The sequence below is a fragment of the Ruegeria sp. THAF57 genome (genome assembly GCF_903914075.1).
In the GTDB taxonomy this organism is placed as follows: domain Bacteria; phylum Pseudomonadota; class Alphaproteobacteria; order Rhodobacterales; family Rhodobacteraceae; genus Ruegeria.
In genome coordinates, this window is sequence record NZ_CAIWNQ010000007.1 from 74,848 (window position 1) to 88,351 (window position 13,504).

Consider the following 13,504-nt stretch of genomic DNA (forward strand, 5'->3'; position numbering starts at 1 on the left):
AATTTAACTTCCTCTGACATCCTTGTGGGCGGAATGCTGGCCAGGCACAATGCAGACCCTCTGCCAAGAAGTTGACAACGAATGGATGCTTCAGGATGTCCATTCTAGCACCTTCAGTGCCGTTCTAAGCAAAGGTAGCGTCAGAGCCATTTCAGTCCGAACATTTCCTTCAGCGCAGACAACAGAAGCGTGGGCAGTGCGGCGATGAAGAACACTCCGAGCAAATGCGACAGAGGCAGGGAAACTGTTCCAAGCACGAAATGTCCAGCGCCGGTGTAAATGGCGAGAAGAGACAGCAATATGGAAATGCTCACCGCTCCAAGCAAGGTGCGGTTGCCGAGCGGTGACTTGCGGTAGAGCGTGGAGGTCGTTCGGGCGTCGAAAATATGCCAGATCTGGGCAAAGATCAGTGTCATGAACGCTGCTGTCTGGGCGTGTTCCAAGGAGGCGCCTCGTTCGAGAAACTCCTGGAAGACATAAAAGGTCAGCAGGCCGAGCAGCGTTCCCCGGATCAGGATCCGCTCCTTCATTCCGCCGCCGAACAGATTATCGTCGCGCGGGCGCGGTGGGCGCTGCATCAGGTCGGGTTCCGCTTTCTCGAAGCCGAGTGTCAGAGCCGGTAGCCCATCCGATACAAGATTCACCCAGAGGATCATCAGCGGTGTGATCGGCAGGAGCGGGTCTGCTCCCATCAGTAGGAAGGCGAACAGGATCGTTGAGACCTCGGCCACGTTGGCGGTGAGCGCCTGCCGAATGAATTTCAACAGATTGTCGAAGATGCGCCGGCCTTCGCGGACTGCCGTCACGATGGTGGAGAAATTGTCATCGAGCAGCACGAGGGCAGCGCTGTCCTTGGCGACCTGCGTGCCGGTGATGCCCATGGCGACACCAATATCCGCCGCTCGCAGAGCGGGCGCGTCGTTGACGCCATCCCCGGTCATTGCCGCCACCTCGCCATTCTCCTGCATGGCATTGACGATGCGCAGCTTGTGCTCCGGGGTCACCCGGGCAAAGACGGCCGCGTGCTGCACCATCTCTTTCAAATCCTGATCGCTCATCTGGTCGAGCTCGACCCCGGTATGAACCGTCTGCGCGTCGCTGGTGCGAATGCCGATCTGTTCCGCAATCGCTTGGGCGGTCACGGCGTGGTCGCCGGTGATCATCACCGTTCGGATGCCGGCCCCGGTTGCCTCCGAAACGGCGATGGGTACTTCGCTGCGCGGCGGGTCCATGATGCCGTGAATGCCAAGCAGTACGATCCGCTGCTCGGGATCGGCATGGTCCAGATCCTCTTCTGCCACCTCCCGATAAGCCACGGCGAGGGTCCGGAGCGCCTTCTCGCCGAAACTGTCGATCACCGCCTCGATCTCTTCCCGCAAAGCCGGGGAGATCTCAAGCGTTTCCCCGGCCATGCGGACATGGCTCGCCCTTGACAGGATCACATCAGGCGCCCCCTTGGCGCCGAGTACAGTGCGCCCATCCGGCAATCGAGCGAAGACAGACATCATCTTGCGCGTTGAATCGAAGGGGAATTGCTGAAGCGCCTCGACCCGCGCTTCTGTCAATTTCTCGCGGGAAATCCCGACCTTGGCCGCGGCCACGACCAGAGCGCCCTCAGTCGGGTTGCCCTGGATCGCCGGGCGCCCGTCAGCCTCGACCATACGCGCATCGTTGCAATAGGCGGAGACGGCCAGCATCTGCCGAAGATCCGTTTCGGCCTCGATCTCGGCCACGCTGCCGTCTTCGGAACGGAACTCGCCATGCGGATCGAACCCCTCGCCGGTCACTTCCCAGTCCTTGCCACCGGCCCAGCATTGCATCACCTGCATTTGGTTCTGCGTGAGCGTGCCGGTCTTGTCTGAACAGATCACCGAGGTCGCGCCGAGCGTTTCTACAGAGGAAAGCCGTCGCGCCAAGGCGTTGCTGGCAACCATGTTTTGTGATCCCAGCGTCAGAACGATGGTGACTACTGTCGGCAGGCCCTCCGGGATCGCCGCGACCGACAGCGAGATTGCCGTGTTCAGCATCTCAGCCGCATCCATTCCATTGACCACGCCAATGCCGATCACGATGGCGACCACGATCAGGGCCGCCATGATCAGCACCTTGGAAAGGCCCTCGATCTTGAGTTGCAGCGGGGTCTTTGGCTCTTTCGCAGAGGACATGAGGGCAGCGATGTGACCGACCTCGGTCTCCATTCCGGTGCCCACGACAATGCCTTCACCAGCGCCGCCAGTGACCTGCGTGCTCATGAAGCCCATATTCAGACGATCGGCCAAAACGACGTCTTCGTCCTCGATCGGATCGGCATGTTTGTCGACCGGTTCGGATTCTCCCGTCAACGCGGCCTCGTCGACCTGCATCCGGCTGGCGGTGACAAAGCGAAGGTCGGCGGCCAGAATGTCACCGGCTTTTACTCGCAGAATATCGCCCGGCACGAGATCCGCCGCCGGTACCTCGACGATCTCGCCGCCGCGGCGCACGAAGGCCTGCGGTGCAGACATCTCCCGCAGGGCTGCCAAGGACTGCTCGGCCTTATATTCCTGCCAGAAGGAGATGAAGGCGTTAAAGACGGCGATCGCGAATATCGCAATCGCATCAACCCAATGCCCCGTATAGGCCGAGACAAGAGCACCTGCTATCAGGATGATCAGCAGCGGGCTTGCGAATTGCCGCAGGAGCATCTTCCATGGCGGAACTGTTGCAGTCTCTTCCAAGCGGTTTGGACCGTGTGTTGAAAGCCGCTTGGCCACCTCGTCCGGATTCAATCCCGTCTCAGGGTTCACGCCGAGGTTTTCGGCGACCGCTCTGCCGTCCAACACCCAAGGTGCGTTCGCGTTTCCAAGAACCGATGGGGTTGTCTGTGCGAAACCTGACATTCTCAACTCCGAATGAGCAATTGCGTGAACGGATTAGTCTTGGGGTGCCAGTGCCCATTCTCAGCCAATGAGCCAACCTGCGCAGTTCATTGACGGTTCTCCAATTTGTGATGCGCACGCCTTTATCCAGATACCAGCAGCGACGGAGCTTTGTCATCTGCAAAATCGAGAAGGGTCAGAAAAGCAGATGTCCGCCATTGAATGGAATACGCCCAGCCTAGAGAGACCGCGGTTAGCCGACATTTAGGCTCTTCCTGTCAAGGGCAGCAATGTCCGCATACCAGTCGTTCGCTGAATTTTGCTGAGTGTCCGCACCGAGCCCGAAGCGGAAGAAAAAGCGAGTTTCCTGTTTCATTGAGCAACGGTTCATTCGCGTCATCGCCAAAAAGGAAAAGGGCCATGCTTAAAAAAATCCGACAAACAGAGGCCCATTAAAGATCGTTACAAGTCCTTTAAGGGCAAAAAAGACGGCCCCAGAAATCATTCCTGGCTTTATCTTCAAAGGACAAGTGTCTTACTTCGCTGAGCTCAAGGAGCCTATCCCCAGTATCTGACACATGTCCGAAAAGCGTAAGCTCCACTTCTACGCCATCTTCGATGTATACAAAATGCTGCGTTGGCCCGAACACCTGAACAGGGTCAGAGTGGATAAATACAATCTCTCCTGACATGGCTATCAAGACATTCTCGATATAGAAGTCGGCCTCGGGCGCAATATCCAGAATTTCTCCATTCTCTCTGTGACCATCCCACTGGACCTCACAGAGCACAGTTTCAGCGTCAATCCTTAGAACATGAGGCTCTCGGTCTCGAATGAATGGCTCTGGAGGCCAAGCCCCCTCAGCTTGGACAGAAGCGCCAAATGAACAGACAACGGCGCACAGCTTCATAGTGTTTTTCATCTTTTTCCTCAGCAGTGTTCAAAGAAGCCCATGATGCACTCTTTGGCCATTTTCTCGGCTTCTATGACCTCTTCATGTGAAAGGGCGGATACCATCTGATGGCTAAGTCTCTCTCTCTCCGGTTCGTTCTCGCCAAACCGAAGAGAGATGATCATCCACATCAAACCTTTCTGAATGTCCCTCTCAACCCCCTTCCTGTTGGCATGCATCAAGCTGAGAAGCGCCTGAGAATTCGTATCCCCTTTTCGTGCTCCAAGAGAGAGCCACGTATGCGCCAATGCATCATTTTGCTCCATGAGGCTTGTTCCTTTGTAGGCACTAGATCCGAGGTGATAAATTGATGGGATAAAGCCAGAATTCGCAGACTCTTCAAACCAGTAAAGGGCTTGGTCAATATCTGAACCAGTGCTGCCAGGCTCCCAAGACTCTTCAAACCAGAAGCGGTCCTCGTCACTTTCTGAACCAGTCGCGTCATCTCCCCGGCTTTCAAGAAAAACAGCATAAGTAAACTGTGCCGGAGCGAAGCCTTCTATCGCCATGCCCTTAAGCACTAGCATTGGCACATCACCACCTACTTCGTTGTTATGCATGTCCACAGCGTTGCGATATGCGACTTCGTTCTCCGCTGCTTCACGGATCATATCTGCAATCTCATCTCTCACGTATGGCAGGCCTGTCAGTCCTAAGACCTCAGGATTCACGTTACCATTAGCGAAATCGAGTACAGAATATCCGAATTTATCCTTATTGAGCACACTGGCCTGTTTCTCAAGAAACATAGCGACGACTTCCTCCAATGGACCACCAGTTCGACCCATGTGCCAATGCAACGGAGTTTGTCCGTATTTCTTGTCACGGGCATGTACGTCGCCGCCTGCGAATAAGAGTGAGGATGTGAAGTAGATTGCATCCTCATCGTCCGGATCCAGCGCCCCCCAGATCAGTGGCACTCTTCCGTCTTCCATAAACCCGTTGGCATGCTCACCGTCAGCAACAAGAGGAATAACATCGAACCCGGATTCGAGACTGAACATAAAGTCTCGGGAGCAGAGTCTGTTGCACTCGGGTGTTTGTGCATGCGCAATACCGGCAAGCATAACAAGGATAGAGGAAAGGATCGTTCTTCGCATTCTTGGGCCTATTGAAAGCTAATCTGAGTTGCGATCATCTTTAGTGACCATAACAACTCACCCAACAACAAATTCTATTTCTTGAGTGTGATTGCTCTTAAAGTTATTGAAAAGACACACTTGTTCCTGTCTTTTGCTCCGTGCCGGCTCGCCGAATAAGTTTCTCCTGCTATTCACGAGCACGGTTGGCGGGCGAAGTTTCAAGGCCGCAAAAGCAATACACCGTGCTGGTGAAAATGCTGGTATTTTGCGAGACTTCAATGTCGCACCGCTTGTGCCTCAATAACATGAAGGAAGGAAGTTCCGATCGTCCTTGATCGATTGAAAGCGTTCCTGGCAAAGCCACGGAAGTCTGATGCCAAAGAACCGTTGTCGTTGAACGTTATTCTGACAGAAACACACGGAAGACTTTTGGAACTGTCGTTCGCTGAAAGTTCACCCGAGCGGCAGAACGAAGTCGCTTTCTTGCTTGAATTTATGCTCAGCGAGTTGAGTCTGACGCGCGCAGAAGCCTTTATCGAACCAAAGAACTTGGCCCATGAATTTATATCAGCGATGATCGACAAACGCGAAGACGATGCGGCTAATCTTGAATATGCAATTCTTAACTTGGTACGCGGTGCTGGTCGCAGTGAGGAACAAGTATCGAGGGTCATGATGTTCATGGTTGCTCCAAACAGAGTTAACGATCTCAGCTGGTCACCTGTCGGATAAACATCCACCTTCTGAATTTTGATTATTACTTTTGCCTGCAATGCGCAGAAGATCAGAAACCTCATCAGTCTTCATTTCGACTTTGCTAGTGTTGCCAGGCTAAACGCCAAAGGCAGCCCAGAGGCGTTCAATGTGCGACCTCGGGAATTGCGCAGTTCGCCTATCGCTGCCCGAGATACTCGGGATGGGATCACGATCAACGCTGTTTGCCCCGGCCTGATGGACACGGCAGCTTCGCGCCCGTGGTTTGAAGATATCTCGGGTGCCCTGTCCCCACAGGATGCAGCCATACCTATCGTCGATCTCTTGCTCGCGCCGTCATACAGCAGTTCGCCGAACGGTCAGCTGGTGCAGTTTGGTAAAGCGCTTCCCTGGCCTTAGATAGCTTAGCGGACATTGGTGCAGGCGCCGCGAATTCACCCTTTGTCCTGCACAGCGGTCATTGATGCACTGCGCAGCGAACGTCTGCTTTGAGCCCCAACTGGACCTTGCTTCTTGGCGCAGCATCCTCCTCAATGGGCGGAAAGCGGCCATTCGCTGCGGCTGCAAAGCTGACACTCTTGAAACTACGCGGAAGCCTTTTAGTTCGCGTGCGTCCTACCCTAATCGATGTAGTAAAAGTGCCTTGATGAGTTGCAGAAAACGTCGGTGTGGTTCTCCCTCGGGATAAGGAGTTGATATCGATGAGCAAGCTCTTCGTAAGTAGACGAAAGGCTATCAACCGGAAAATTTGATCCGAACATGCAACGATCTGCGCCGAATTTTGACAAGCAGGTCGAAACGATGTGGGAGACGCTTTCTGCGCTCCAGTTGTGGTCAAACATCCCGAGGCCAGAAAGCTTACAATAGACCTGTGGCAGGTTCGACAGTGCCGTCAGCGCGTCCGCCCATTTCTGTATCCCCGTTGCGGACCGGTCATGGGGCGAGCCAGCATGGCAGAGCGCGATCTGCGTATCCGGGGCCTTCGCAAGCACACTTGCGGTTTGTTTCATCAGCTCGGGCAACAGTTGAAGATCAAAGGACAAACCGCGCTCGCCCAGTTGCCTCAGGCCAGACAGGAACCTTGGGTCCTGAAGCAGCGCATTCGTGCCCGTTTTTGCATCTTCTCCCGGGGCGCGGCCAATGATTTGACGCACGCCGCGCACAGACGGCAACGTTTGGAGGCGGTCAAGCTGTTCGCTCAAATCACCAGCAGTCAGGTCGCAGAAAGCAATCTGAACCAACGGCCAATCCGGGGACTGATCGGCCACTGACTGCACCCATTGCGCCTCGGCCCAAGGATCGGCTGCGCCGACCTGAACGTGAACCGATGCGGTGAAGCCTTGAGCCTGGGCATCTGCGCGAAACTCCGGCAACAGATAGTCCCGTTGAATCGAGGCTGGGTCGCCGAAAAAGCGGACGGCACCTTTTTCCATGAGCCAGGGATAGGTTACGGCCGTAAGGTCCCACAGATGGTGGTGCGCATCTATTCTCATGGTGTTTCGATTCCTGTGGTGCGGCCCAGAATGTCTACCCCTTGCCCTTTCCAGAAATGCAGCAAGTCGATGAAAATCCAATTCTCGGCCAGCTTGTCGCCTGCGCGGCGATAGATATCAATCACCCTGAACTCACCGGGTTTTCTGGTGGCTGGCATCCCCATAAACCCACCCGAAGGAATTGCAGTGAAATTGGGCCAACCAAAAAAGCCGCCATAGTGCCCCTCGGCCAAACGGCAGATATGGCTGGTTTTTGTCCGGTCTGTGAAAGTGGCCCGGAAGGGGCCCGAATGTTGCCTTGCGTATCGGTCGATTGAGTAGGTCGCGCCAATCCCCTCTGGGCCCCACCAGATCATGTCATCATGCCAGGCTCGGGCCAGTTCATCCTCAATAGATAACCCGCTGTCCCATTGGCCGAGATCCGATATCATTGCGTTGATGACTGCTAAGGTCTTTTCGCCCTCGTCGACAGGTTGTTTGTTCCATAGCAGACCGTCATGGGTCATTGGTCCGGGCTGAACCAGATGCGCCGCCGTTTGTGGTGGAAAGGGGTTCTGTCCGGCCTGAACCATCAGATGCGGTATATCAAAATACATTGCCGTTTCGACAATCCTGTCACCGACAATTTTGTAAAATGCGCAATAGCGCAGGAAAGCCAACTTGCCAGTGGGGCGGATGCCCAGCCACGGCTGGTCGAACAACCCCATCAGATGCCCCATGGATACAACCCAGACATCCGCATCGTCCCGCAGCGAGTTTTGCCCTGCAAATAGGATATCTATGCGGTTTTGCAGCCGTGTCAGGCTGCTTTTCAACGGTAGCCAGAAATACCGGGCAACTTGGTTGGCACCGATGATCTGGTTGAAGGGATGAAAGCCGCGCCACAGCAAATCAGGGGCGCAGAATTCGCTCAGGACATTTGAGGTTTCTTCCTGTGTCGCGGTTTCCAGCGCGTTGTGAAATGCAGAGACAAGGCTTTTTTCTGTCTGAAAGGTCACGGTATTTACCATTGCGATCAAGTTTTACGGTTGGTTTACAGCCGTTGTGAGTCGGGTGTTCCGCGCATTCTTGCATACGTATGCAAAAATGTCTTGCCAGAATTGATAAGTGCATATTACAGTTTTGCAAACGTATGCAAAACGAATCCTTGCAGGGGGCATCATGGCGGAAATTCAATTGCGCAACATCGGCAAGCGCTGGGGCTCGTTCGTTGGGGTTCATAATTTCGACCTGACAATTGCGGATCGTGAGTTTCTGGTTCTGCTGGGGCCGTCGGGCTGTGGCAAAACCACGACGATGAGGATGATTGCCGGGCTTGAAGACGTGACCGAGGGTGAAATTCTGGTTGATGGCAGAGTCGTCAACGATCTTGAGCCCAAGGATCGGGACGTGGCGATGGTGTTCCAAAGCTACGCTCTGTATCCGAACATGAACGTCTATGAAAACATCCGCTTTCCTCTGAAAGTGCGCGGGATTGATCCCTCGACCCATGACGAAAAAGTTCGCCAGGCCAGCGCGATGGTGGAATTGGATGACTTCCTGCATCGCAAACCTGCCGAACTGTCTGGTGGACAGCGTCAGCGCGTGGCGTTGGCCCGCGCCATCGTGCGCGAGCCGAACGTGTTCCTGATGGATGAACCGCTGTCCAATCTGGACGCCAAGCTGCGGGTGTCGACGCGGGCGCAGATCAAGAACCTCAGCCATGAACTGGCGGTGACGACGATCTATGTGACCCACGACCAGATCGAGGCGATGACGCTGGCTGACCGCGTTGTCGTCATGAAACAGGGCGTAGTTCAGCAGGTCGGCAGCCCGACCGAGATTTACGACCGGCCTGCCAATACATTTGTCGCCAGCTTTATCGGCTCGCCTGCGATGAACCTCATGGACGGAGAGGTGTCGGGCGGTGTGTTCCGCGCCGAGAACGTCCAGATTCCGGTCGATGCCCCCGATGGCCCCCTGACCTTGGGTTTCCGGGCCGAAGACGCGGGCCTTGCCGAAGGACAGGGCGAAATTACGGCTCCGATCTACACGCTCGAACTGCTGGGTGACGCGACCATGATCTCGGTCCGCGTCGGTGGTGCGCTGGTGTCCGTGAAAGCCGACAAAGCATTCCGCGCCGAGATCGGCGAAAGCGTCTCGTTCTCGGTGCCGAAAGACATCTGTCACCTCTTTGAAGCTGAAAGCGGTGCGCGGATCGGGGCATAGCCCCACAACAGCCCAACCGGGCACACAACCGGTCCGGACGTCGACGACGGACCGATCCTGACAGGGAGAAACGCATGAAACTCAAAACAATCCTCTTGGCCGGTGCCATGTCCTTTGCCGCCGCAGGCGCGTGGTCGGACTGTGCCTTTGAAAACGATGTCCCGCTAAAGTCGCTCTCGGCCGGGTTTGAAGCCTGGAAAGCCGTGACCGACGCGATGGCCGAGTGCGGCAATTTCAGCGCCTCGCTCGATCAGGAATTCCGCGAAAAACAGCCCGAAGCGTTTGCGGCTGATCCCGCGCTCTACCAGATTGGCGGCGTCTCGAACGCCACGCTGGTGCCGCTGCTGAACGCGGGCACTATCCGGCCGCTGGATGATCTGGTTGAGAAATACGGACAGGACCTTCTGCCGAACCAGTTGATCAAGGTGGACGGCAAAACCATGGCGATTGCTATGATGGTGAACGCGCAGCACCTGATGTATCGCGACGACGTTCTGGCCGAGCTGGGCATCGAAGAACCCAAGACCTATGCCGACGTTCTGGCCGCAGCCGCCAAGATCAAGGAAGCGGGCGCCATGGACTATCCGATTGGCGGTACGTTCAAGACCGGTTGGAATCTGGGTCAGGAATTCGTCAACATGTACCTTGGCGAAGGCGGCCAGTTCTTTGGCGACGGCAACATGCCCGCGATCAACAACGAACAGGGCGTAGCCGCGCTTGAGACGATGAAGGCCATGACCGAGTTCATGGACCCGGAATATCTGGTGTCGGACTCGACCTATGTTCAGCAGCAGTTCCAGCAAGGCAAGATTGCGATGGCGAACCTTTGGGCCAGCCGCGCGGCTGCCATGAACGACGAAGCCGAAAGCCAGGTGGTTGGTAAGGTTACGATGGCCGCAGCCCCGATGGGATCGGCTGTTCCTGCGACCACGATTTGGTGGGACGGTATCGTGCTGGCCTCGAACATGAGCGATGAAGAGGCCGACGCCGCCTTCCGTGTCGCACTGGAAGGTATGGATGGTGACATGGTCAGCGCCAACAACGACACGGCGGTCTGGCTCAGCACTGCGTATACCCCGGGCGATCTGGCCGCCGGTGCCGCGGCCTCGGCCGAAGGTGGCGCCAAAGCCTATCCTGCGTCCGGTCCGATGGGCATCATGCACACCTCTCTGGGCAATGGTCTGGCGGACTATCTGACCGGTGCCAAGGATGCGCAAACCACACTGGCCGACATTGAGGCGGATTACATCACCGCTGCGAAAGAGGCTGGTCTGATCAGCAACTGATCCTCTCTGGGGAGGGCCCTGCGCCCTCCCGCTTTTTCCACCCGAGAACCATGAGAAAGGCAGAGCCATGAATTTCCGGACATTTGCCGCCTTTGTCGGCCCCTCTGTCTTTATGATGCTTCTCTTTATCGCGTTCCCGCTGGTCAGCGTGTTCAAGCAGAGCTTTTACGTCACCCAGCCGATCTATGAGACGGTTGAGAAGGAAACCTGCACGCCGGGCTTTCTCACGCAGACCTGCGTGACCGAGCTGGTGTCGCAGCCGAAACTGGATGAACACGGCGAGATTATCACCCAGACCCAGTATGTCGGATTGCAAAGCTACCGTAACGTGCTAGAGCCCGAGCGAGCTTGGCGCGCGATCAGCGACGGGAATTGGCAGGTTCTATCCACGATCAACTTCTGGAAAGCGCTGCGCTTCACGCTGACCTTCACGCTGATCACGCTGCCTTTGGTGGTCGGATGCGGTCTGGGTATCGCGGTTTTGATCAACAATGCGGCCCGGTCGATACGAGGCCCCGTGATCTTTATCTCGCTGCTGCCCTTCATCATCACACCTGTGATCGGCGTCTTGTCGATCAACTGGCTGTTTCGCGGCGACGGGATCATGACAGCGTTGATCGAATGGTGGTTGAACCGCGACATCGCGTTGTTTGCCCAGGCGTGGACGATCGAAATCCTGATGATGCTTTACCGCGTCTGGCACGTCGCGCCGTTTGCCGCCATCGTCTTCTATGCGGGTCTTCAGACCGTCAATCAGGACAGTCTGGAAAGCGCCGTCATCGACGGGGCAACGCGCTGGCAGCGGATGAAGTACATCGTGATCCCGCATCTGATGCCGCTGATCATCTTCGTGTCGATGATCCACCTGATGGACAGCTACCGGGTGTTTGAAGAGATCGTCGGCTTCTCGAGCCAAGGCTACGTCATCTCGCTGCAATGGCTGACCTTCGATTATCTAACGCCGGATCAGGCGGGTAACCGGTCGATCAGTCGGGCCTCGGCCAACTCGATGTTGACCATGATCGGTGTTGTCATCCTGCTTATCCTGCCGCTGCGCCGTACATGGCGCGATCACAAAGGAGGCCACTGATATGTCCTCACGCGCGCTTCGCCAGCCTTTCAGCCTGCGGCTGACCTCGAACATCTTTCTGGCGCTTTGGTGCCTGATTGCGGCCTTCCCGATCTTCTGGATCGTGGTGATGAGCTTCAAGTCACCCGTCGATGCCTTTGACAGCAACGCGCTGAACGTGATTTTTGGCCCCGCGACCTTGGGCGTCGGAAAGGGATTGTCCCTGCTGGATATCATTCTGGGTATCGCGATGATCTGGGGAACGATCACTCTGGCAACCAAAAAGCTGCCGTCGATGATCAAATCCTACACCAAGCCCAGGCAGGAGTGGTTTGGCTGGCTGATCGGCGTGCTGGCTTTGCTGGTTGGCTTCCTATTGGTGTTTTTTGTTGTACTTCCCGCCATTCTGAATGTGCTGAATCCAGTATTCGGTCCTTTGGGGCGGGACGTGCTGGGCCTGACCACCGAACATTACAAAACGGTCTGGATTGACCGGGGGTTCTCGAACAACTTCAAGAATTCTCTGATCGTTACGACCGGGGTGGTTACCGTGTCCCTGACCGTCGGAACGCTGGCCGGGTACGGTCTGGCACGGTCCGGGTCCACGCTGGCATTCTGGATTCTGATTGTGGCTTTGGTGTTCCGCGCACTGCCGCATTCGGTTCTGGTTGCGGGCTACCTGCCAGTTTTCATCAATTCGGCCGAATGGCTCAGCCCCATTCTGGGGGAAAACGCGCCGACCCTGTATGGCAAACCCTTCGCGGTCATCGCGGTTCTGGTTGCGATCAACCAACCCTTTACAATCTGGATGCTGCGGTCCTTCTTCCAGAATATCCCTGCCGAACTGGACGAGGCCGCCCGCGTCGATGGGTGCAGCCATTTTCAGGCGTTCCGCCGTGTGATCATGCCGGTGATGTGGCCGGGGGTCATCACAACCGGACTGTTCAGTTTCCTTCTGGCCTATAACGACTTTCTCGTCACCGCGCTGCTGCTGGATGCACAAAACCAGACGATGGTTCCCGCTATCGTCGGCATGTTCAACCGTGAGACCACGACCACCGATCAGGTTGTCGCCGTGGCCGCCGCCGTGTCGATCACCGCGCCGCTGATCTTCCTTGTCCTGATCTTCCAGCGTCAGATCGTCAGCGGTCTGACAGCAGGGGCGGTGAAAGGCTGATGAGCAACCACGCCCGCCATAACGCCATGTCGCGCCACCCGGCGCTGAACAGGATGCCCAGAGATTTTCTGAGTGTCGGGGGTCACGCCCCCAACACCACTCTCTGGCAACCTGAAAGGATATGGAAATGAAAGGTTCGCGCCCCGAACAAGCGGTTTTGACCCGTGACACTGACCTGAGCAAAACAGACGACACGCGGCGGGTTATCGAAACCATGGTGGATGGTCTGAATGACCATCGCATTGACGACATTGGCGAGTTTTTCGCGCAGGGCTTTCGCTGGATGGGCAATCAGGGCTGCGGCACGAAGACCGGCCTGCAGGAATTCCAGAACAACTGGCAGCGCCCGTTTCAGGCGGCGTTTTCCGACAAGGTCTGCATTGATGAGGCCCGCCTTTACATGGGGGAATGGGCTGCCGCCTTCGGCCGTCAGGAAGCAACCCATTCCGGCGAGTTTCTGGGCATCGCCGCGACAGGAAAGCGGGTCGAGATCCGGTACATGGATTTCTGGAAAGTCTTCGACGGCAAGATTGTCGACAACTGGGTGAACGTGGATTTTGCCCATGTCGCAGCCCAACTGGGCGTTGACCTGTTCAACGGTCAGGGCTGGGAAGCATTTGACCGAGGGGAAAAACTTCCACCTCGGCCCGAAAACTGAGGATTG

Annotated in this window: 11 protein-coding genes; 6 read left to right on the top strand and 5 right to left on the bottom strand. The window is 56.1% G+C overall.

Translation table 11 applies throughout. The annotated features are described in order from the left end of the window. Positions 1-140 precede the first annotated feature (140 nt). The 3 genes from RUESEDTHA_RS15900 to RUESEDTHA_RS15910 form a co-directional block, all read right to left on the bottom strand. On the bottom strand, positions 141-2,879 hold the full coding sequence (locus tag RUESEDTHA_RS15900) for a cation-translocating P-type ATPase (protein ID WP_180887721.1): 2,739 nt from the start codon (positions 2,877-2,879) through the stop codon (positions 141-143). 452 nt (positions 2,880-3,331) lie between these two features. Further along, positions 3,332-3,781 (bottom strand): hypothetical protein, encoded by a 450-nt coding sequence (locus RUESEDTHA_RS15905; RefSeq protein ID WP_180887722.1) that lies wholly within the window; start codon positions 3,779-3,781, stop codon positions 3,332-3,334. An 8-nt stretch (positions 3,782-3,789) separates the two neighbouring features. Then, on the bottom strand, positions 3,790-4,815 hold the full coding sequence (locus RUESEDTHA_RS15910; protein ID WP_180887723.1) for an SEL1-like repeat protein: 1,026 nt from the start codon (positions 4,813-4,815) through the stop codon (positions 3,790-3,792). Positions 4,816-5,322: 507 nt separating this feature from the next. On the opposite strand from RUESEDTHA_RS15910, the gene RUESEDTHA_RS15915 reads away from it, so the two are divergent. Further along, a complete protein-coding gene (locus RUESEDTHA_RS15915) occupies positions 5,323-5,625 on the top strand; it encodes a hypothetical protein (RefSeq protein WP_180887724.1) in 303 nt (100 codons plus the stop codon). A gap of 602 nt (positions 5,626-6,227) precedes the next feature. Here the strand turns inward: RUESEDTHA_RS15915 and RUESEDTHA_RS15925 are convergent. Both RUESEDTHA_RS15925 and RUESEDTHA_RS15930 read right to left on the bottom strand, forming a co-directional pair. Further along, entirely contained in the window at positions 6,228-7,100 is an 873-nt protein-coding gene (locus tag RUESEDTHA_RS15925; RefSeq protein WP_171124874.1) for an amidohydrolase, read from the bottom strand. Next, on the bottom strand, positions 7,097-8,098 hold the full coding sequence (locus RUESEDTHA_RS15930) for an ester cyclase (protein ID WP_255431784.1): 1,002 nt from the start codon (positions 8,096-8,098) through the stop codon (positions 7,097-7,099). Before RUESEDTHA_RS15930 ends, RUESEDTHA_RS15925 begins: the two co-directional genes overlap by 4 nt. A gap of 163 nt (positions 8,099-8,261) precedes the next feature. Between RUESEDTHA_RS15930 and RUESEDTHA_RS15935 the strand changes: the two genes are divergently transcribed. From RUESEDTHA_RS15935 to RUESEDTHA_RS15955, 5 genes are all read left to right on the top strand, one after another. Continuing rightward, on the top strand, positions 8,262-9,308 hold the full coding sequence (locus RUESEDTHA_RS15935) for an ABC transporter ATP-binding protein (RefSeq protein ID WP_180887727.1): 1,047 nt from the start codon (positions 8,262-8,264) through the stop codon (positions 9,306-9,308). A 74-nt stretch (positions 9,309-9,382) separates the two neighbouring features. Then, a complete protein-coding gene (locus RUESEDTHA_RS15940) occupies positions 9,383-10,594 on the top strand; it encodes an ABC transporter substrate-binding protein (protein ID WP_171124868.1) in 1,212 nt (403 codons plus the stop codon). Positions 10,595-10,661: 67 nt separating this feature from the next. Next, complete coding sequence (locus tag RUESEDTHA_RS15945) at positions 10,662-11,684, top strand: carbohydrate ABC transporter permease (protein WP_171124866.1); 1,023 nt, start codon at positions 10,662-10,664, stop codon at positions 11,682-11,684. Between the two features lies 1 nt (position 11,685). Then, positions 11,686-12,840: a carbohydrate ABC transporter permease gene (locus RUESEDTHA_RS15950; protein ID WP_171124864.1), complete on the top strand. Its 1,155-nt coding sequence runs from the start codon at positions 11,686-11,688 to the stop codon at positions 12,838-12,840. A 127-nt stretch (positions 12,841-12,967) separates the two neighbouring features. Further along, complete coding sequence (locus tag RUESEDTHA_RS15955; protein WP_171124862.1) at positions 12,968-13,498, top strand: ester cyclase; 531 nt, start codon at positions 12,968-12,970, stop codon at positions 13,496-13,498. Positions 13,499-13,504 lie beyond the last annotated feature (6 nt).

Coding starts and splice junctions, on each gene's coding strand:
- RUESEDTHA_RS15900 (WP_180887721.1), bottom strand. CDS start 2,879: ATGTCAGGTTTCGCACAGACAACCCCATCGGTTCTTGGAAACGCGAAC.
- RUESEDTHA_RS15905 (WP_180887722.1), bottom strand. CDS start 3,781: ATGAAAAACACTATGAAGCTGTGCGCCGTTGTCTGTTCATTTGGCGCT.
- RUESEDTHA_RS15910 (WP_180887723.1), bottom strand. CDS start 4,815: ATGTTCAGTCTCGAATCCGGGTTCGATGTTATTCCTCTTGTTGCTGAC.
- RUESEDTHA_RS15925 (WP_171124874.1), bottom strand. CDS start 7,100: ATGAGAATAGATGCGCACCACCATCTGTGGGACCTTACGGCCGTAACC.
- RUESEDTHA_RS15935 (WP_180887727.1), top strand. CDS start 8,262: ATGGCGGAAATTCAATTGCGCAACATCGGCAAGCGCTGGGGCTCGTTC.
- RUESEDTHA_RS15940 (WP_171124868.1), top strand. CDS start 9,383: ATGAAACTCAAAACAATCCTCTTGGCCGGTGCCATGTCCTTTGCCGCC.
- RUESEDTHA_RS15945 (WP_171124866.1), top strand. CDS start 10,662: ATGAATTTCCGGACATTTGCCGCCTTTGTCGGCCCCTCTGTCTTTATG.
- RUESEDTHA_RS15950 (WP_171124864.1), top strand. CDS start 11,686: ATGTCCTCACGCGCGCTTCGCCAGCCTTTCAGCCTGCGGCTGACCTCG.
- RUESEDTHA_RS15955 (WP_171124862.1), top strand. CDS start 12,968: ATGAAAGGTTCGCGCCCCGAACAAGCGGTTTTGACCCGTGACACTGAC.